The sequence below is a fragment of the Pseudomonas sp. GM30 genome, from assembly GCF_000282275.2.
In the GTDB taxonomy this organism is placed as follows: domain Bacteria; phylum Pseudomonadota; class Gammaproteobacteria; order Pseudomonadales; family Pseudomonadaceae; genus Aquipseudomonas.
On sequence record NZ_AKJP02000028.1, the window covers coordinates 240,770 to 258,098 of the forward strand.

23 protein-coding genes are annotated in these 17,329 nt (G+C 60.0%); 10 read left to right on the plus strand and 13 right to left on the minus strand.

The window, feature by feature from the left end; all coding sequences use genetic code 11:
- Positions 1 to 11 precede the first annotated feature (11 nt).
- The 10 genes from hisC to PMI25_RS20895 all read right to left on the minus strand — a co-directional run bounded on the left by hisC (position 12) and on the right by PMI25_RS20895 (position 7,977).
- Entirely contained in the window at positions 12 to 1,064 is a 1,053-nt protein-coding gene (hisC, locus tag PMI25_RS20850) for a histidinol-phosphate transaminase (protein ID WP_007967228.1), read from the minus strand.
- 2 nt (positions 1,065 to 1,066) lie between these two features.
- A complete protein-coding gene (gene hisD / locus PMI25_RS20855) occupies positions 1,067 to 2,404 on the minus strand; it encodes a histidinol dehydrogenase (RefSeq protein WP_007967227.1) in 1,338 nt (445 codons plus the stop codon).
- Positions 2,405 to 2,529: 125 nt separating this feature from the next.
- The gene (gene hisG / locus PMI25_RS20860) at positions 2,530 to 3,165 is read right to left on the minus strand and encodes an ATP phosphoribosyltransferase (protein WP_007967226.1); all 636 of its coding nucleotides are present in this window, start codon (positions 3,163 to 3,165) and stop codon (positions 2,530 to 2,532) included.
- 127 nt (positions 3,166 to 3,292) lie between these two features.
- Positions 3,293 to 4,558 (minus strand): UDP-N-acetylglucosamine 1-carboxyvinyltransferase, encoded by a 1,266-nt coding sequence (gene murA, locus PMI25_RS20865; protein ID WP_007967225.1) that lies wholly within the window; start codon positions 4,556 to 4,558, stop codon positions 3,293 to 3,295.
- A gap of 22 nt (positions 4,559 to 4,580) precedes the next feature.
- Positions 4,581 to 4,820, minus strand: a complete 240-nt coding sequence (locus PMI25_RS20870) for a BolA family protein (protein ID WP_007953556.1) — start codon at positions 4,818 to 4,820, stop codon at positions 4,581 to 4,583.
- A gap of 116 nt (positions 4,821 to 4,936) precedes the next feature.
- Positions 4,937 to 5,242: an STAS domain-containing protein gene (locus tag PMI25_RS20875; protein WP_025109450.1), complete on the minus strand. Its 306-nt coding sequence runs from the start codon at positions 5,240 to 5,242 to the stop codon at positions 4,937 to 4,939.
- Positions 5,239 to 5,892: an MlaC/ttg2D family ABC transporter substrate-binding protein gene (locus tag PMI25_RS20880; RefSeq protein WP_007967223.1), complete on the minus strand. Its 654-nt coding sequence runs from the start codon at positions 5,890 to 5,892 to the stop codon at positions 5,239 to 5,241. The genes PMI25_RS20875 and PMI25_RS20880 overlap by 4 nt, the downstream gene beginning before the upstream one ends.
- An 11-nt stretch (positions 5,893 to 5,903) precedes the next feature.
- On the minus strand, positions 5,904 to 6,371 hold the full coding sequence (gene mlaD, locus PMI25_RS20885) for an outer membrane lipid asymmetry maintenance protein MlaD (protein WP_007967220.1): 468 nt from the start codon (positions 6,369 to 6,371) through the stop codon (positions 5,904 to 5,906).
- Complete coding sequence (mlaE, locus tag PMI25_RS20890) at positions 6,371 to 7,168, minus strand: lipid asymmetry maintenance ABC transporter permease subunit MlaE (RefSeq protein WP_003221704.1); 798 nt, start codon at positions 7,166 to 7,168, stop codon at positions 6,371 to 6,373. Before mlaE ends, mlaD begins: the two co-directional genes overlap by 1 nt.
- The gene (locus PMI25_RS20895; protein ID WP_003221703.1) at positions 7,168 to 7,977 is read right to left on the minus strand and encodes an ATP-binding cassette domain-containing protein; all 810 of its coding nucleotides are present in this window, start codon (positions 7,975 to 7,977) and stop codon (positions 7,168 to 7,170) included. Before PMI25_RS20895 ends, mlaE begins: the two co-directional genes overlap by 1 nt.
- 275 nt (positions 7,978 to 8,252) lie before the next feature.
- On the opposite strand from PMI25_RS20895, the gene PMI25_RS20900 reads away from it, so the two are divergent.
- The 10 genes from PMI25_RS20900 (at position 8,253) to PMI25_RS20945 (ending at position 15,265) form a co-directional block, all read left to right on the plus strand.
- Positions 8,253 to 9,227, plus strand: a complete 975-nt coding sequence (locus tag PMI25_RS20900; protein WP_007967217.1) for a KpsF/GutQ family sugar-phosphate isomerase — start codon at positions 8,253 to 8,255, stop codon at positions 9,225 to 9,227.
- Positions 9,227 to 9,751: a KdsC family phosphatase gene (locus PMI25_RS20905; RefSeq protein WP_007967216.1), complete on the plus strand. Its 525-nt coding sequence runs from the start codon at positions 9,227 to 9,229 to the stop codon at positions 9,749 to 9,751. The genes PMI25_RS20900 and PMI25_RS20905 overlap by 1 nt, the downstream gene beginning before the upstream one ends.
- Positions 9,752 to 9,759: 8 nt before the next feature.
- Positions 9,760 to 10,332, plus strand: coding sequence for an LPS export ABC transporter periplasmic protein LptC (gene lptC / locus PMI25_RS20910; RefSeq protein ID WP_007967214.1), 573 nt, complete (start codon positions 9,760 to 9,762; stop codon positions 10,330 to 10,332).
- A complete protein-coding gene (gene lptA / locus PMI25_RS20915; protein ID WP_007967212.1) occupies positions 10,319 to 10,864 on the plus strand; it encodes a lipopolysaccharide transport periplasmic protein LptA in 546 nt (181 codons plus the stop codon). The genes lptC and lptA overlap by 14 nt, the downstream gene beginning before the upstream one ends.
- The gene (gene lptB, locus PMI25_RS20920; RefSeq protein WP_007967211.1) at positions 10,864 to 11,589 is read left to right on the plus strand and encodes an LPS export ABC transporter ATP-binding protein; all 726 of its coding nucleotides are present in this window, start codon (positions 10,864 to 10,866) and stop codon (positions 11,587 to 11,589) included. The genes lptA and lptB overlap by 1 nt, the downstream gene beginning before the upstream one ends.
- A gap of 173 nt (positions 11,590 to 11,762) precedes the next feature.
- Entirely contained in the window at positions 11,763 to 13,256 is a 1,494-nt protein-coding gene (locus tag PMI25_RS20925; RefSeq protein ID WP_045122144.1) for an RNA polymerase factor sigma-54, read from the plus strand.
- A gap of 73 nt (positions 13,257 to 13,329) precedes the next feature.
- On the plus strand, positions 13,330 to 13,638 hold the full coding sequence (hpf, locus tag PMI25_RS20930; protein WP_007953578.1) for a ribosome hibernation-promoting factor, HPF/YfiA family: 309 nt from the start codon (positions 13,330 to 13,332) through the stop codon (positions 13,636 to 13,638).
- An 11-nt stretch (positions 13,639 to 13,649) separates the two neighbouring features.
- Complete coding sequence (gene ptsN, locus PMI25_RS20935; RefSeq protein ID WP_007967207.1) at positions 13,650 to 14,114, plus strand: PTS IIA-like nitrogen regulatory protein PtsN; 465 nt, start codon at positions 13,650 to 13,652, stop codon at positions 14,112 to 14,114.
- A 2-nt stretch (positions 14,115 to 14,116) separates the two neighbouring features.
- On the plus strand, positions 14,117 to 14,974 hold the full coding sequence (gene rapZ / locus PMI25_RS20940; RefSeq protein WP_007967205.1) for an RNase adapter RapZ: 858 nt from the start codon (positions 14,117 to 14,119) through the stop codon (positions 14,972 to 14,974).
- 15 nt (positions 14,975 to 14,989) lie between these two features.
- Positions 14,990 to 15,265 carry an HPr family phosphocarrier protein gene (locus PMI25_RS20945; RefSeq protein ID WP_003221684.1) on the plus strand — a complete coding sequence of 92 codons (276 nt, stop codon included), beginning with the start codon at positions 14,990 to 14,992 and terminating at the stop codon, positions 15,263 to 15,265.
- An 81-nt stretch (positions 15,266 to 15,346) separates the two neighbouring features.
- Here PMI25_RS20945 and PMI25_RS20950 read toward each other — a convergent pair whose 3' ends face one another.
- From PMI25_RS20950 to PMI25_RS20960, 3 genes are read right to left on the minus strand one after another with little or no spacing between them, the layout of a single operon-like run.
- Positions 15,347 to 16,240, minus strand: a complete 894-nt coding sequence (locus PMI25_RS20950) for a ZIP family metal transporter (protein WP_007967203.1) — start codon at positions 16,238 to 16,240, stop codon at positions 15,347 to 15,349.
- Between the two features lie 30 nt (positions 16,241 to 16,270).
- Complete coding sequence (locus PMI25_RS20955) at positions 16,271 to 16,882, minus strand: superoxide dismutase (RefSeq protein WP_007967201.1); 612 nt, start codon at positions 16,880 to 16,882, stop codon at positions 16,271 to 16,273.
- A 1-nt stretch (position 16,883) separates the two neighbouring features.
- A complete protein-coding gene (locus tag PMI25_RS20960) occupies positions 16,884 to 17,324 on the minus strand; it encodes a hypothetical protein (protein WP_007967199.1) in 441 nt (146 codons plus the stop codon).
- Positions 17,325 to 17,329: the final 5 nt, after the last annotated feature.

Consider the following 17,329-nt stretch of genomic DNA (forward strand, 5'->3'; position numbering starts at 1 on the left):
TTAGCGGTGTTCTACAGGTTGCCGAGGCCGTCGATCAGCGCCTGGTTCTGCTCCGGCGTGCCGATCGAAATCCGCAGGAACTGGGCAATCCGCTCCTGCTTGAAGTGACGCACAATCACGCCCTGCTCACGCAGTTTCGCTGCCAGCCCCGCGGCATCGTGTTGCGGGTGACGGGCGAAGATGAAGTTTGCCGCCGACGGCAGCACCTCAAAGCCCTTGGCCTGCAACTGCGCAACGACCCACTCGCGACTTTCGATAACCAGACGGCAGGTCTTGTCGAAGTACTCACGGTCTTCGAACGCCGCCGCCGCGCCGACAATCGCCAGGCGATCCAGCGGATAGGAATTGAAGCTGTTCTTGATCCGCTCCAGCGCTTCGATCAGATCCGGATGACCCACCGCCAGACCGACGCGCAGCCCGGCCAGCGAGCGCGACTTGGACAGGGTCTGGGTCACCAGCAGATTCGGATAACGATCCACCAGACTGATCGCGGTTTCGCCGCCGAAGTCGATATAAGCCTCGTCTACCACAACCACCGAATCCGGGCTGGCCTTGAGGATCTGCTCGACCGCTTCCAGTGCCAACAGGCAACCGGTCGGTGCGTTCGGGTTCGGGAAGATGATCCCGCCGTTCGGCTTGGCGTAATCCGCCGGGTTGATCTGGAACTGCGCGTCCAGCGGCACCGCATCGAACTGGATACCGTACAGTCCGCAATACACCGGATAGAAGCTATAGCTGATGTCCGGGAACAACAGCGGCTGCTCGTGTTGCAACAGACCGTGGAAGATGTGCGCGAGCACTTCGTCCGAGCCGTTGCCGAGGAATACCTGATTGCTCTGCACGCCGTAGTAGTGGGCGACGGCGTTTTTCAGCAGATCGCTGTTCGGGTCCGGGTACAGGCGCAGGTTGTCATTGAGTTCGGTCTGCATCGCCGCCAGCGCTCTGGGCGACGGGCCGTAGGGGTTTTCGTTGGTGTTGAGCTTGACCAGTCTGGTCAGCTTCGGCTGTTCGCCCGGCACATACGGCACCAGATCCTTGACGAACGGGCTCCAGAATTTACTCATGTTCACTCCCCCTGCCCTGGCAGAAAGTCTGCGTCTTTGATGCGGTATTCGGCGCTGCGTGCGTGCGCGCTCAGGGATTCGCCACGGGCCAGCACGGACGCGGTCTTGCCCAGCTCGGAAGCACCGGCCTCGGAGCAGAAGATGATCGACGAACGTTTCTGGAAGTCGTACACACCCAGCGGCGAGGAGAACCGCGCGGTGCCGGAGGTCGGCAGCACGTGGTTCGGACCGGCGCAGTAGTCGCCCAGTGCTTCGGAGGTGTGGCGGCCCATGAAGATCGCGCCGGCGTGGCGGATCTGCGGCAACCACGCTTGTGGGTCGGCGACCGACAATTCAAGGTGTTCCGGGGCAATGCGGTTGGCGACTTCGATGGCTTGCGCCATGTCGCGCACGTGGATCAGCGCACCGCGACCATTGATCGAGGTTTCGATGATGGTTGCGCGGTCCATGGTCGGCAGCAGTTTGTCGATGCTGGCGGCGACCTTGTCGAGGAATTCGGCATCCGGGCTGACCAGAATCGCCTGGGCGTCTTCGTCGTGCTCGGCCTGGGAGAACAGGTCCATGGCGATCCAGTCCGGATCGGTCTGGCCGTCACAGACCACGAGGATTTCCGACGGGCCGGCGATCATGTCGATGCCGACCTGACCGAACACGTGACGCTTGGCGGTGGCGACATAGATGTTGCCCGGGCCGACGACCTTGTCCACCTGTGGCACGCTTTCGGTGCCGTAAGCTAGCGCGGCAACCGCTTGCGCGCCGCCGATGGTGAACACCCGGTCGACGCCGGCAATGCACGCCGCCGCCAGCACCAGTTCGTTGATTTCGCCGCGCGGGGTCGGCACCACCATGACCACTTCGGTCACGCCGGCGACCTTGGCCGGAATCGCGTTCATCAGCACCGACGATGGATACGACGCCTTGCCGCCCGGCACGTAGAGGCCGGCGCGATCCAGTGGCGTGACCTTCTGGCCGAGCACGGTGCCGTCAGCCTCGGTGTAGCTCCAGGAATCCTGTTTCTGTTTTTCGTGATAGCTGCGCACCCGCGCCGCGGCTTTTTCCAGCGCTTCGCGCTGTGCCACGGTGATGCGGGTCAGGGCCAGTTCCAGGCGCTCGCGCGGCAGGATCAAGTCAGCCATCGAGGCGACTTCGAGGCCGTCGAACTTCTGGGTGAACTCGACCAGCGCCGCGTCACCGCGCTCGCGCACCGCCTTGATGATGTCCAGCACGCGCTGATTGACCGAGTCGTCAGACACACTTTCCCAGCTCAGCAGATGATCCAGATGATGCGCGAAATCCGGGTCAGCAGCGTTGAGTCGGCGAATTGCAGTCGGTGCGGTCATAGCGAGAGCCTCATAGGAATGGCAAAAACTCAGGCGCCCTAACTTAGCAGTCGTTTCCGCTTGGGCACCTGAGATTCTGGCTATGAGGCGGATAGACGGGCGCGACTCAAGGTCGCGCAGGTGAATCAGCCGCGGTGTCGCGATTCCACTGCGTTGCGCAGGGTATCGATCAACGCCTGGATTCGGGCGTGTTGCATCTTCATCGAAGCCTTGTTGACCACCAGGCGCGAGCTGATCGTGGCGATCAGTTCCTGAGGTTCCAGGCCGTTGGCGCGCAGGGTGTTGCCGGTGTCGACCACGTCGATGATCTTGTCGGCCAGACCGATCAGCGGCGCCAGCTCCATCGAACCGTAGAGCTTGATGATGTCGACCTGACGGCCCTGCTCGGCGTAGTAACGCTTGGCGACGTTGACGAACTTGGTCGCCACGCGCAGACGGCCCTTGGGCTCGGCCGCGCCGATCTTGCCGGCGGTCATCAGCTTGCACTGGGCAATCTGCAGATCCAGCGGCTCGTAAAGGCCCTGGCCGGTGTATTCCATCAGCACGTCTTTACCGGCGACGCCGAGGTCGGCCGCGCCATGCTCGACATAGGTCGGCACGTCGGTGGCACGCACGATCAACAGACGTACGTCATCCTGAGTGGTGGGGATGATCAGCTTGCGGCTCTTGTCCGGATTCTCGGTCGGCACGATGCCGGCTTCAGCGAGAAGCGGCAGGGTGTCGTCAAGGATGCGGCCCTTGGACAGTGCGATGGTCAACATGGGAAACGTCAGTCCTTATCAAGGTACTCATGCCCGGTCGCAATCGGCGCCGGACACACATCGAGCCGGTAACCGGCTCGACTCGAAACGAATTCGGTGGACACCTCCCTGTGTCCGCATGCAGCAATCAGCCCGGAACGCGACGGATCTTGGCGCCCAGCATCTGCAGTTTTTCTTCGATGCACTCGTAACCACGGTCGATGTGGTAGATGCGGTCGATCAGGGTGTCGCCTTCGGCAACCAGTGCCGAGATCACCAGGCTGGCCGAAGCGCGCAGGTCGGTGGCCATCACTGGCGCGCCCTTCAGGACTTCAGTACCGGTAACGATCGCAGTGTTGCCTTCGACCTGGATCCTGGCGCCCATGCGGTGCAGTTCGTACACGTGCATGAAACGGTTTTCGAAGATCGTCTCGATCACTGCACCAGTGCCTTCGGCAATGGCGTTGAGCGAGATGAACTGCGCCTGCATGTCGGTCGGGAACGCCGGGTACGGCGCTGTACGCACGTTGACCGCTTTCGGGCGCTTGCCGTGCATGTTCAGCTCGATCCAGTCGTCACCGCTGGTGACTTCGGCGCCAGCTTCACGGAGCTTTTCCAGAACGGCTTCGAGGATGGTCGGATCGGTGTCCTTGACCTTCACACGGCCACCGGTGACCGCTGCGGCCACCAGGTAGGTGCCGGTTTCGATACGGTCAGGCATGACTTTGTAGAAGCACGAACCCAGACGCTCGACGCCATCGATGGTGATGGTGTCGGTGCCGGCGCCGGAAACCTTGGCGCCCATGGCGTTGAGGAAGTTCGCCAGGTCAACCACTTCAGGCTCACGCGCAGCGTTCTGCAGCACGCTGCGACCCTTGGCCAGGGCCGCCGCCATCATGATGTTTTCGGTACCGGTCACACTGACGGTATCGAAGAAGAAGCTTGCGCCGCGCAGGCCGCCTTCAGGTGCCTTGGCCTTGATGTAGCCGCCTTCGACGTCGATCACCGCGCCCATGGCTTCGAGGCCACGGATGTGCAGGTCAACCGGACGCGAACCGATGGCGCAACCGCCAGGCAGGGCGACTTCGGCTTCGCCGAAACGCGCAACCATCGGGCCCAGTACCAGGATCGAGGCACGCATGGTTTTCACCAGTTCGTACGGCGCGATCAGGGTCTTGATGGTGCGTGGGTCGATTTCGACGCTGAGCTTCTCGTCGATCACCGGCTCGATGCCCATGCGACCGAACAGCTCGATCATGGTGGTGATGTCGTGCAGGTGCGGCAGGTTGCCAACGGTCACCGGGCCATCGCACAGCAGGGTGGCAGCCAGAATCGGCAGGGCGGAGTTCTTCGCCCCGGAGATACGGATTTCGCCATCAAGACGAACGCCACCGGTAATAATCAATTTATCCATAAGAATCTCGACGCCCTTGGGCTCAGGTGCGCTCGGCCCAGGCCGCGCTGCTGAAAAATTTCATAGTGACCGCGTGGATGCTGCCATCGGCGATCCACGGGTTCAAATGGGCATAAATGCTCTGCTGACGCTTGACCGGGCTCAATGCCGCCAGTTCATCGCTGATCACGTTCAGCTGAAAGTTGCAGCCTTCGCCTTCAACTTCCACCTGCGTTCCTGGCAGCTTTCCTTCAAGGAAGCTCTTCACTTCTACGGCCTGCATGCTCAACCTCAATCGGCGCCCTGTGCGCACGGGTCGGACATCATACAAAAAAGCCCCGCGCCTGCGAACCCCGCATTGGCAGGACTCTGACGGGGGGCTTCTTTATCGATGCGGGTTCAGGGGTGCGCCAGCAACTCGGTCAATTCACTGACCTGAGCGATTTCGCGCATGTCTTCCGGCATCGCGCGGATGCTGACGGCCTTGCCGGCCGCCTGGGCATCGCGCATGAAGCACAGCAGCAAGGACAAGCCGACGCTGCTGGACTTCTTCACTGCCGAACAATCGATGACCAGCGCTGCCGCCTTGCTGGACTTGATCAGCGCCTGGCCTTCCTTGCGCAGGTCGGGACCCGTGCGGTAATCCAGCACTCCGCTGAGCAATAGCTCGTCGACGTCACTCATACGAACTGCCGCCTCATTCATTGCGCTGGCTTCGCGGCAGCTTTGTCGGTTTCTTCCTTGGCTTTGGCGACTTCGCCGGCCCAACCATTGATGGTCTTGTCCAGATCGTTGCCATTGCGCTGCATTGCGTCGGCGAACTGATCACGGAACAGCTTGCCGATGTTGATGCCATTGATGATCACATTGCGCAGTTTCCACTCGCCATTGATCTTCTCCAGCGTGTACTGCACAGGGTAGATCGCGCCGTTGTTGCCCTTGACGGTCATGCCGACGCTGGTGCGATCGCCGGACTCATCCTTGGCAGGATCAACGGTAATGCCCTGGTTGTTGTATTCGAGCAAGGCATTGCCATAGAACTGGAACAGGCCGCGCTTGAAGTTTTCCTGGAAGGTCTGCATCTGCGCCGGCGTGGCCTTGCGCGAGTACTTGACCGTCATGATGCTCTTGGAAATGCCTTCGGCATCCACCACGGGACCGACGATGGTGTTCAGCGCCGTGTAGAAATCCTGCGGATCCTGCTTGTACTTTTCTTTATTGGCCGACAGGTCGGCCAGCATCCGGTTCGTGGTGTCCTGAATCAGGTCGTGTGCCGACTGTCCAGGCGCAGCGTTAGCCAGCAGTGGCAGGGCCGCGAGCAACACCAACAGGCCACGTCGCAAGGTAGAGATCATTCAAAAGCTCCTCATTTGGCGTCTTTGCTAACGGTATTGAGCAGGAATTTACCGATCAGGTCTTCCAGTACCAGAGACGACTGCGTGTCGTGGATGGTTCCACCATCCTTCAGACGGGTGTCTTCCCCGCCCACGCTGATACCGATGTACTTCTCGCCCAACAGGCCAGCGGTCAGGATAGACGCTGTGGAGTCGGTCGGCAGGTTGTCGACCTTTTTATCCACTTGCAGGGTGACCCGACCGGTGAAGCTGTCGCGATCCAGATCGATGGCCGTGACCTTGCCGATGGTCACACCGGCCATGGTCACTTTGGCTCTGACCGTCAAACCGGCGATATTGTCGAAGTAGGCATACAGTTTATAGGTGTCGGTGGTCGACGTCGGAGACAGCCCACTGACCCGCAGAGCAAGCAGCAACAAAGCCAGGATCCCTGCCAGCAGGAACAGGCCGACACCGATTTCCAGGGTGCGGTTTTGCATCAGAAATCTCCAAACATCAAAGCGGTCAGAATAAAGTCCAGGCCCAGTACCGCCAGCGAGGCAAATACCACGGTCTTGGTGGTGGCGCGACTGATGCCCTCGGAAGTGGGCTCACAGTCATAGCCTTGGAAAACGGCAATCCAGGTCACGACGAAGGCGAAAACGATACTTTTGATGACGCCGTTGAGCACATCGCTGGTGAAGTTCACGCTGTTCTGCATGTTCGCCCAGTAGGAGCCTTCATACACGCCAAGCCAGTCGACAGCCACCCACGAACCGCCCCAGATCCCCACCACGCTGAAAATCATCGCCAGCACCGGCAGGGAAATGAAACCGGCCCACAGACGCGGGGCAATAATGTATTTGAGCGGATCGACACCGATCATTTCCAGGCTGGAAAGCTGTTCGGTGGACTTCATATTGCCGATTTCCGCGGTCAGCGCCGAACCGGCACGCCCGGCAAACAGCAACGCCGTCACCACCGGCCCCAGTTCACGCAGCAACGTCAGGGCGACCATCTGCCCCACGGCCTGCTCCGAACCGTAGCTCGACAGAATACTGAAGCCCTGCAGCGCCAGCACCATACCGATGAAAATCCCCGACACGACGATGATCACCAGCGACATCACGCCAACCGAATGCAGTTGCTTGACCAGCAGGCCGAATCCGCCGCTGATGCCGCCACGACCGAGCAGGGCGTGAAACAGGAACAGGGTCGCGCGACCGAACACCGCGACGGCGTCGATCGCCGCCTCGCCGAAACGGCGCACGCGTTCTATTAGTGAAATTCTGCGCATCAGCGCTTCCCCAGAAGATCTGCGCGGTAATCCGTCGCTGGAAAATGATACGGCACCGGGCCATCGGGGTTGCCGGTCATGAACTGGCGAATACGCGGCTCATCCGAATTCATCAATTCGTCCGGCGTGCCCTGCCCCAGCACCTGACCATCACCTACTACATAGATGTAGTCAGCGATGCTCGCGGTTTCGGCCAGATCGTGAGAGACCACGATACTGGTGATTCCCAACGCATCGTTGAGCAGACGGATCAGGCGTACCAGCACGCCCATGGCGATCGGATCCTGGCCGACGAAAGGCTCGTCATACATGAGAATCTGCGGATCGAGCGCAATCGCCCGGGCCAGCGCCACCCGGCGCTTCATGCCGCCGGACAGCTCGTCGGGCATCAACTCGATGGCACCGCGCAAGCCGACCGCCTGCAATTTGAGCAGGACGATGTCGCGGATCATTTCATCCGGCAATTGGGTATGAACGCGCAGGGGGAACGCGACGTTCTCGAAGACATCGAGATCGGTGAACAGCGCGCCGCTCTGAAACAGCACACCCATGTGCTTGCGCGCATCGAACAGATCACTGCGCGACAGTGTCGGCAGGTTCTGGCCGTTGACCCAGACTTCGCCGCTGGAAGGACGCAACTGCGCACCCATCAAGCGCAACAAAGTGGTCTTGCCGCACCCGGAAGGTCCCATGATGCCGGTAACCTTGCCACGCGGGATGCGAATATCGACGTTATTGAAAATGCTGCGCGCACCGCGCTTGAAGGAGACTCCCTTCAGCTCGACCGCGTAGGCGTTATCGGCACTCATCTAAACTCCTTGCGATGCAGCCTCTCACTCGGACGCCTGGCTTTCCTTGGAAAGCACATACCTCCCGGGCAGGCCGAACTGGCGGCGAACTATATCACTGCAAAGGCCAAGCGCCCAAGGCCCATGCCCCTCTGTGTTCAGCGACATGACAGGCCCGCCCGCGCTTTTTCAGGGTTTTGGTGACAAGGAATGACAAAGCACGACGAACTTGCGTGAGGCTTTTCAACATAACCGCTATAATCGCCGCCTTTTCATCGGGCTATACGATTTCTGACATGAGCCAATCCAGCGACCTGATTCAATCGGCACAACGCACCATCCGCCTCGAAGTGGAAGCCGTACAAGGCTTGTTGCCCCATATCGACGCCGATTTCGTACGCGCTTGCGAGATGATTCTGGCCAGCAAAGGCCGTGTGGTGGTGGTCGGCATGGGCAAATCCGGGCACGTCGGCAACAAGATTGCCGCAACCCTGGCCAGCACCGGCACCCCGGCATTTTTCGTCCACCCGGCCGAAGCCAGCCATGGCGACATGGGCATGATCACCCGCGACGACGTGATCCTCGCCCTCTCCAACTCCGGCTCGACCAACGAAATCGTCACCCTGCTGCCATTGATCAAGCGCCTCGGCATCCAGTTGATCAGCCTCACCGGCAATCCGCAGTCGCCGCTCGCCAAGGCCGCCGAAGTCAATCTCAACGTTCACGTCGAGCACGAAGCCTGCCCGCTGAACCTGGCACCGACCTCTTCGACCACTGCGGCGCTGGTCATGGGTGATGCCCTGGCGGTGGCGCTGCTGGAAGCGCGCGGTTTCACTGCCGAAGATTTTGCTTTTTCGCACCCGGGCGGCGCTCTGGGTCGACGCCTGCTGCTGAAAGTGGAAAACGTCATGCATGCCGGGCAAGAGCTGCCGCAAGTGCAGCGCGGCACCCTGCTCAAAGACGCGCTGATGGAAATGACCCGCAAGGGTCTGGGCATGACCGCGATCGTTGAAGCAGATGGCAAGCTGGCCGGGATCTTTACCGACGGCGACTTGCGCCGCACCCTGGATCGCAGCATCGACATCCACAGCGCCACCATCGACCAGGTCATGACCGCACACGGCAAGACCGCACGGCCCGAGATGCTCGCCGCCGAAGCGCTGAAAATCATGGAAGACCACCGAATCAACGCACTGGTGGTCGTGGACGAAGAAGATCGCCCGATCGGCGCCTTCAACCTCTCCGATCTGCTGCGTGCAGGAGTGATGTAATGACCACCGATCTGCTGCAACGCGGCAAAGCGATCAAACTGGCGGTGTTCGACGTCGACGGCGTCCTCACCGACGGGCGCCTGTACTTCCTCGAAGACGGCAGCGAATTCAAGACCTTCAACACCCTCGACGGCCAGGGCATCAAGATGCTGATGAATGCCGGTGTCGAAACCGCCATCATCAGCGGCCGCAAGACGCCGGTGGTTGAACGCCGGGCGAAGAACCTCGGCATCCCGCACCTGTTTCAGGGCCGCGAAGACAAATTGGTGGTTCTGGACGGTCTACTGGCGCAACTGGGCCTAAGCTATGAACAGGTCGCCTACCTCGGTGACGACTTGCCTGACCTGCCGGTGATCCGCCGCGTAGGCTTGGGCATGGCCGTCGCCAATGCCGCCGATTTCGTGCGCGAACACGCCCATGGCGTCACTCGGGCCCGCGGTGGCGAAGGTGCCGCCCGTGAATTCTGCGAATTGATCCTGCGCGCCCAGGGCCGCCTCGATGCGGCCAACGCCGCGTACCTGTGAGCCAGACCATGTTTAGCAAAAAATTTCGCAACTTCCTGCTGTTCGGCTGTATCGCTGCCATGTTTGCGGCGGTCGGCTACTGGAACATCAGTCCGGAACGGTTCCTCGACAAACCTGCGGTCAAGGTCGAAGACACTGCAATCGACTGGTACGCCACCAATACGCATACCCTGCAATACCTGCCGGACGGCAAAGTGCAGTACGAAATGACCTCCGACAAGGCCGAACACCTGAAAGCGACGGATGTAACTCTGGTTACCAAACCGGACCTGAACATGTATCGCGGCACCGAGTTTCCATGGCACGTGACCAGCGAGCGCGGCGAAGTGAATCCGGACGGAACGCAGGTAGAATTGATCGACTCGGTACGCATCAAGCGCACCGATGAAAAGAACCGCGACACCCTGATCACCAGCACACGCATGACGGTGTTCCCTCAGCAGCAATATGCGCAGACCGAGCAACCCGTTAGAATCGACGGCGCTGGCGGTGTATCGACTGGCGTGGGAATGAAGGCGTATTTGAAGGACAGCAGGATACACCTGCAATCGAACGTAAGAGGACAGTATGAGGCTCGTTAAAACCCTCCCTATTTTGCTCAGTCTGGGCGCAGCACTGGGAAGCGTGAGCGCCTGGGCTCTGCCGAACGATCAGCAGCAACCTATCCGCATTCAGGCCGACGACGCCCAACTGGACGACAAGAATGGCATCGCCACCTATAAAGGTGACGTGATCATCACCCAGGGTTCGATGATCGTTAAGGGCAATACGGTGACCATCACCCGTACCCCGACCGGTGATATCGACGTGGTGACCTCGGTGGGCAACCTTGCCTACTTCGAGCAGTTGCAGACTCAGGGCGACAAAAAGCCGGTACAAGGCTGGGGCGTGACGATCCAGTACCACGCCGCGCAAAACCGCGTCGTGCTGATCGACAAGGCCAAGGTTGTCGACAAGGACAACAACACCACTCAGGGCGAGAAAATCGTCTATGACACAGTGAAGAAGCTGGCCAGTGCCGGTCGCGCTACCGGTAGCAAAGTCACCGAAGCGCGTCCGCGCATCGACATGGTGATCCAGCCGAAGAAGAAAACCGACGAGAAGACCCAGTAATGGCAACTCTGAAAGCCCAACACCTGGCCAAGGCCTATAAAAGCCGCCAGGTTGTGCGCGACGTCAGCCTGTCGATCGACAGCGGCCAGATCGTTGGCCTGCTCGGCCCGAACGGCGCCGGCAAGACCACCTGCTTCTACATGATCGTCGGTCTGGTGCAGGCCGATCAGGGTCGCGTGCTGATCGATGATCTGGACGTCAGCCATCAGCCGATGCACGGTCGTGCCAAGGCCGGTATCGGCTATCTGCCGCAAGAAGCGTCGATCTTCCGCAAACTGTCGGTGGCCGATAACATCATGGCCATCCTCGAAACCCGCACGGAACTCGACAAGGCCGGTCGTCGCAAGGAACTGGAAAGCCTGCTGCAGGAGTTCCATATCAGCCACATCCGCGACAACCTCGGCATGAGCCTGTCCGGTGGTGAACGCCGCCGGGTGGAAATCGCCCGCGCCCTGGCGACCGCACCGAAATTCATCCTGCTCGACGAACCGTTCGCCGGTGTCGACCCGATTTCGGTTGGCGACATCAAGCAGATCATCCACCACCTCAAGGCCAAGGGCATCGGTGTACTGATCACCGACCACAACGTGCGTGAGACCCTGGATATCTGCGAAACCGCCTACATCGTCAACGACGGTCAACTGATCGCCGAAGGCGATGCGGCGACCATCCTTGCCAACGATCTGGTGAAGGAAGTGTACCTGGGCCACGAGTTCCGCCTCTAAGCGAGCCGCCCGGGCGCTGTATCGATTCAAGCAGGATTTAATACGCTTTAATTGTTACAGCGCTCTAGGCAAACACGACAGTTTCAGGCATATAATTTGCTTAAGTTTGGCGCTCCGGCGCCCTGTAGTGGATGGCGCATGCGCGCCGGCGAATAAGGTGTTAAGCCCCTGCCATGAAACCATCGCTAGTCTTGAGAATGGGCCAGCAGCTGACGATGACACCGCAGCTGCAACAGGCCATCCGCCTGCTCCAATTGTCGACCCTGGACCTGCAACAGGAAATCCAGGAGGCCCTGGAATCCAATCCGATGCTCGAACGCCAGGAAGAAGGCGACGACTTCGACAACTCCGATCCTTTGGCCGACAACGCCGAACAAAAACCCAACACCGACATTCAGGAACCCTCCTATCAGGAAACCGCTCCGACGGTGGACAACCTGGAAGATGGCGAATGGAACGAGCGCATTCCTAACGAACTGCCCGTTGATACCGCTTGGGAAGACGTCTACCAGACCAGCGCCAGCAGCCTGCCCAGCAGCGATGACGACGAGTGGGACTTCACCACCCGCACCTCCGCCGGCGAAAGCCTGCAAAGCCATTTGCTCTGGCAATTGAACCTGGCGCCGATGTCCGACACCGACCGCCTGATCGCCGTGACCCTGATCGATTGCATCAACAATCAGGGCTACCTCGACGAAACCCTCGAAGAAATCCTCGACGCCTTTGATCCGGAGCTCGACATCGAGCTGGACGAGATCGAGGCCGTTCTGCACCGCATCCAGCAGTTCGAACCCGCCGGCATCGGCGCGCGCAACCTCGGCGAATGTCTGTTGCTGCAACTGCGTCAGCTCCCGGCCAAGACTCCGTGGCTCAACGAAGCCAAACGTCTGGTCAGCGATTACATCGATCTGCTCGGCAGTCGTGACTACAGCCAGTTGATGCGGCGCATGAAGCTCAAGGAAGACGAGCTGCGTCAGGTCATCGAACTGGTGCAAAGCCTCAATCCACGCCCGGGCTCACAGATCGAATCGACCGAAGCCGAGTACGTGGTGCCCGACGTCATTGTGCGCAAGGACAACGAGCGCTGGCTGGTCGAATTGAATCAGGAGTCGGTGCCCCGTTTGCGGGTCAACGCGCAGTACGCCGGTTTCGTCCGTCGCGCCGACACCAGCGCCGACAACACCTTCATGCGCAACCAGTTGCAAGAAGCACGCTGGTTCATCAAGAGCCTGCAGAGCCGCAACGAAACCCTGATGAAAGTGGCCACCCAGATCGTCGAGCATCAGCGCGGTTTCCTGGAATACGGCGACGAAGCCATGAAGCCGTTGGTCCTGCACGACATCGCCGAAGCGGTAGGCATGCACGAATCGACGATTTCCCGGGTCACCACGCAGAAATTCATGCATACCCCACGGGGCATTTATGAACTGAAATACTTTTTCTCCAGCCATGTAAGCACCTCCGAAGGCGGTGAATGCTCGTCCACGGCGATCCGCGCGATCATCAAAAAACTGGTTGCAGCGGAAAATCAGAAAAAGCCGTTGAGTGACAGCAAGATCGCTGGTTTACTGGAGGCACAAGGCATTCAGGTGGCTCGCCGCACCGTCGCCAAGTACCGTGAATCCCTAGGGATCGCGCCTTCGAGCGAACGCAAGCGGTTGATGTAAGCCACGTTACAGCGTTCCAGTGGCAGGCTGTTCGGCCTGCCGCTTTATGCACTGGCAACGAAGGAGAAGCTGTATGCAAGTCAACATCAGTGGACACCAACTGGAAGTGACCCAACCTCTTCGTGAATACGTTGAGCAAAAGCTCAAGAGGCTGGAGGGGCATTTCGACAAGATCACCAACGTGCAAGTCACGATGTGCGTCGAAAAGCTGAAGCAGAAAATCGAAGCCACGCTGCATATTCCCGGCAACGAGGTCGTCGCAAACGCGGAACATACCGACATGTACGCAGCGATCGACGCGCTGACCGACAAGCTTGATAAACAACTCAAAAAGCATAAGGAAAAGACCCAGAGCCTGCTTCAGGGCGCTACCGGTCGATAACCCCCACCCCCATGATCCGACTTGAAAGTATCCTGACCCCCGGCCGTTCCCTGGTGAACGTGCCGGGCGGCAGTAAAAAGAAAGCCCTCGAACAGATTGCCAACCTGATCGCCCGCGAAGTGCCGGATCTGGAGATGCAAGATGTCTTCGAAGCGCTGATCGCCCGTGAGAAACTCGGTTCCACCGGTTTCGGCAACGGCATCGCCATCCCCCACTGTCGTCTCAAAGGCTGCGAAGCGCCTATCAGCGCTTTGATGCACCTTGAAGCGCCCATCGATTTCGATGCAATCGACGGCGCACCGGTTGACCTGCTGTTCGTTCTGCTGGTCCCGGAAGCCGCCACCGATGCTCATCTGGAATTACTGCGCCAGATCGCCAGCATGCTCGATCGCAAGGAAGTGCGCGAAAAACTGCGTAGCGCACCGAGCAATGAAGCCTTGTATCAGGTCGTCCTGAGCGAGCAGAACGGTCACTAATCATGCGCTTGATCATCGTCAGCGGCCGCTCCGGCTCGGGTAAAAGTACCGCCCTGAATGTTCTTGAGGACAACGGCTACTACTGCATCGACAACTTGCCGGCCGGTCTGCTGCCGGAGCTCGCCGAACGCGCCCTGATTCATACCGAGCTGGCTCAGCCGTTGGTGGCTGTGTCGATCGATGCGCGAAACCTGCCGAGTCATTTGTCACGCTTCCCCGAGTTGCTCGAAGAAGTCCGCGCCCGACACATCCAGTGTGATGTGCTGTATCTGGATGCCGACGAAGAAACCTTGCTCAAACGCTTCTCGGAAACCCGCCGTCGCCACCCGCTGAGCACCGCCAACCGCTCACTGGCCGAAGCGATCGAAGATGAAACCGCCCTGCTCGGCCCGATTGCCGACCTGGCCGATCTCAAGGTCAACACCACCAATCTGAATCTGTACCAGTTGCGCGATACCATCAAACTGCGCCTGCTGAACCAGCCGGAGCCGGGGACGGCATTTCTGGTTGAATCGTTCGGTTTCAAGCGCGGCATGCCGGTGGACGCGGATCTGGTGTTCGACGTGCGCTGCCTGCCCAATCCGTACTGGAAGCCTGAATTGCGCGCACAATCCGGACTCGACGCACCGGTCGCCGAGTATCTGGCGACGCAGCCGGAGGTCGAAGAGATGTTCCAGGACATATACGGCTACCTGAATAAATGGTTGCCGCGCTTTGCGGCGAGCAATCGCGCCTATGTCACCATTGCCATTGGCTGCACTGGCGGACATCACCGCTCCGTTTACCTGACCGAACGCCTGGGTCAGGCCCTGCAGAAAACCCTGAAGAACGTCCAGGTTCGCCACCGCGACCTCACTTAAAGGATTCACACCGCGATGCCTGCTCTGGAAATCGAAATCATCAATAAACTGGGCCTGCATGCCCGAGCGTCGGCCAAGTTCGTCGGGGTGGCGGGGCAGTTCCCGGATTGCACGATCAGAGTGGGTCGCACACCGGAAACCACGGTGGATGGCAAAAGCATCATGGCGATGATGATGCTGGCCGCCGGTAAAGGCACCAAAATATATTTGAGTACTGAAGGACATCAGGAACAGGAAGCGCTGGATGCGCTGGTGGCGTTGATCAACAACTACTTCGACGAAGGCGGTTGAACGTTAAAAGATCGCAGCCTGCGGCAGCTCCTACAGTGAACGCAATCCAATGTAGGAACTGCCGAAGGCTGCGATCTTTTTTCAGCCCAATGCGGTATCCATCACCATCATCAGACAGAAGCCGATCAGCAAGCCTAGGCTGGCCAGCTTGTCATGCCCATGGCGGCGCGATTCCGGGATGATCTCATGCGTCACCACCAACAACATCGCCCCCGCCGCCAGCGCCAGCCCCAACGGCAATAACAGCTCCGCCAGACTGACCAGCCACGCGCACAGAAGTGCAAACACCGGCTCGACCAGCCCTGAAGCCGCACCGATCAAGAACGCTCTGACCCGCGACATTCCTGCCCCCGCCAGTACCAGCGCAATCACCAATCCCTCCGGCACATCCTGCAAGGCGATGCCCATCGCCAGACTGTCGGCATCCGGCATGCCGCCACCGGCCGATACCCCGACTGCCATGCCTTCGGGAATGTTGTGGGCAATGATGGCGAAGACGAACAGCCAGATCCGCGGCGGAATCACCGGGTGCTCGGGGGTACCGACGAGCATTTCCGGTGAGGCGCCGGACAGTTTCAGATCCACCAGATACAGAGCGAATGCACCGAGCATGATGCCGAAGCAGATCAGACCACTGGCGGCCCAGGGTGTCAGGCCCAGACTTTCGGCGGCGGCAATGCCCGGCACGATCAGCGAAAAAGCGGTCGCCGCCAGCATCACGCCGGCACCGAAGCCCAGCAGCGTATCGCTGAGCCTCTGCGGCATGCGCCGGATCACCAGCACCGGCACCGCACCGAGCGCCGTGCCGAGGGCGCAGATCGCGCCACCCTGCAAGGCCCGCGACAGTTTCGGCTGCAGATCCAGCCATTCCAGCCCATGCGCCGCGAGCAAGGTGATGCCCGCCAGCAGCAACAGCGACCCGACCGCGTAACGAAACATGCGCCCACCGCCAATCGCCAGTGTTTCAGTGCCCATAGTCAGCCTTGGATTGTTTTTATAGATGACTTAAACGAGTGCCGCCTGATAGCGCGCGGCAACTTCAGGCCAATTGATCACGTTGTAGAACGCGTTGATGTATTCCGGGCGACGGTTCTGGTAACGCAAGTAGTAGGCATGTTCCCAGACATCCAAACCCAGAATCGGCGTATTGCCGCTCATCAACGGGCTGTCCTGATTGCCGCTGCTTTCCACGATAAGTTTCTTCTCCGGAGTCACGCTGAGCCAGGCCCAGCCACTGCCGAAACGGGTCAACGCGGCTTTGGTGAAGGCTTCCTTGAAACTGTCGAGACCGCCCAGTTGCTCCTCGATCGCCTTGGCCAGCGCACCGTCCGGCTTGCCACCGCCGTTGGGCACCATGACTTCCCAGAACAACGAATGGTTGGCGTGGCCGCCGCCCTGGTTGATCACCGCCGCGCGGAGTTTTTCCGGCAACTGCTGAACGCTGGCGACCAGTTTTTCCACCGGCCACTCGGCGTACTCGGTGCCTTCGACGGCGGCATTGAGGTTGTTGATGTAGGTCTGGTGATGCTTGGTGTAGTGAATCTCCATGGTTTGCGCATCGATGTGCGGTTCCAGGGCGTCGTAGGCGTACGGCAAGGCAGGCAAGGTAAAAGCCATTTCAGTGGACTCCATGGTGATGTGAGGCTGACGCGCGGCGTGCATTGCCGGTGTCCGGGTGCAGCAGGCGCTGGGTGCGCGGATACTCGCCGTGTTCGCTGATGAAATTCAGCAGTTCGACGTAGGTCTTGCTGCTCTGGCGCAGCGCCGCTTCCCGCAGGGCCGGGCGCAGGCGCTCGTCCTGCATGGTCTGCAACAGCCGCTGGTGGATCGCGCAGAGGTACTCGGCGCTCTCCTCCGGCTGGTTCAGGCGCAGGTGCAGATCCGCCAGGTTGTGATGGGAGATGACGCAGGCCGCCACCGCTTCGTCGGCATCGGCCCAGCGTTCGAACAGCACTTGCGCCAGGGCCAGGGCCTGCAAGTAAGCCTCGCGGGCATCGATCAGCTCGCCCAGCATGAAGCAGCGATTGGCTCGTTCGATCGTGCGTTTCCAGTGCTCCATGGTGA

Excerpts from the sequence above, each read along its gene's own strand:
- lptC (WP_007967214.1), top strand. The coding sequence starts at position 9,760 with ATGTTTAGCAAAAAATTTCGCAACTTCCTGCTGTTCGGCTGTATCGCT.
- hisD (WP_007967227.1), bottom strand. The coding sequence starts at position 2,404 with ATGACCGCACCGACTGCAATTCGCCGACTCAACGCTGCTGACCCGGAT.
- PMI25_RS20950 (WP_007967203.1), bottom strand. The coding sequence starts at position 16,240 with ATGGGCACTGAAACACTGGCGATTGGCGGTGGGCGCATGTTTCGTTAC.
- rapZ (WP_007967205.1), top strand. The coding sequence starts at position 14,117 with ATGCGCTTGATCATCGTCAGCGGCCGCTCCGGCTCGGGTAAAAGTACC.
- murA (WP_007967225.1), bottom strand. The coding sequence starts at position 4,558 with ATGGATAAATTGATTATTACCGGTGGCGTTCGTCTTGATGGCGAAATC.
- PMI25_RS20895 (WP_003221703.1), bottom strand. The coding sequence starts at position 7,977 with ATGAGTGCCGATAACGCCTACGCGGTCGAGCTGAAGGGAGTCTCCTTC.
- PMI25_RS20945 (WP_003221684.1), top strand. The coding sequence starts at position 14,990 with ATGCCTGCTCTGGAAATCGAAATCATCAATAAACTGGGCCTGCATGCC.
- mlaD (WP_007967220.1), bottom strand. The coding sequence starts at position 6,371 with ATGCAAAACCGCACCCTGGAAATCGGTGTCGGCCTGTTCCTGCTGGCA.
- PMI25_RS20905 (WP_007967216.1), top strand. The coding sequence starts at position 9,227 with ATGACCACCGATCTGCTGCAACGCGGCAAAGCGATCAAACTGGCGGTG.
- PMI25_RS20880 (WP_007967223.1), bottom strand. The coding sequence starts at position 5,892 with ATGATCTCTACCTTGCGACGTGGCCTGTTGGTGTTGCTCGCGGCCCTG.
- hisG (WP_007967226.1), bottom strand. The coding sequence starts at position 3,165 with ATGTTGACCATCGCACTGTCCAAGGGCCGCATCCTTGACGACACCCTG.
- mlaE (WP_003221704.1), bottom strand. The coding sequence starts at position 7,168 with ATGCGCAGAATTTCACTAATAGAACGCGTGCGCCGTTTCGGCGAGGCG.
- ptsN (WP_007967207.1), top strand. The coding sequence starts at position 13,650 with ATGATCCGACTTGAAAGTATCCTGACCCCCGGCCGTTCCCTGGTGAAC.
- hpf (WP_007953578.1), top strand. The coding sequence starts at position 13,330 with ATGCAAGTCAACATCAGTGGACACCAACTGGAAGTGACCCAACCTCTT.
- lptB (WP_007967211.1), top strand. The coding sequence starts at position 10,864 with ATGGCAACTCTGAAAGCCCAACACCTGGCCAAGGCCTATAAAAGCCGC.
- lptA (WP_007967212.1), top strand. The coding sequence starts at position 10,319 with ATGAGGCTCGTTAAAACCCTCCCTATTTTGCTCAGTCTGGGCGCAGCA.
- PMI25_RS20925 (WP_045122144.1), top strand. The coding sequence starts at position 11,763 with ATGAAACCATCGCTAGTCTTGAGAATGGGCCAGCAGCTGACGATGACA.
- PMI25_RS20900 (WP_007967217.1), top strand. The coding sequence starts at position 8,253 with ATGAGCCAATCCAGCGACCTGATTCAATCGGCACAACGCACCATCCGC.
- PMI25_RS20870 (WP_007953556.1), bottom strand. The coding sequence starts at position 4,820 with ATGCAGGCCGTAGAAGTGAAGAGCTTCCTTGAAGGAAAGCTGCCAGGA.
- PMI25_RS20875 (WP_025109450.1), bottom strand. The coding sequence starts at position 5,242 with ATGAATGAGGCGGCAGTTCGTATGAGTGACGTCGACGAGCTATTGCTC.
- hisC (WP_007967228.1), bottom strand. The coding sequence starts at position 1,064 with ATGAGTAAATTCTGGAGCCCGTTCGTCAAGGATCTGGTGCCGTATGTG.
- PMI25_RS20955 (WP_007967201.1), bottom strand. The coding sequence starts at position 16,882 with ATGGCTTTTACCTTGCCTGCCTTGCCGTACGCCTACGACGCCCTGGAA.
- PMI25_RS20960 (WP_007967199.1), bottom strand. The coding sequence starts at position 17,324 with ATGGAGCACTGGAAACGCACGATCGAACGAGCCAATCGCTGCTTCATG.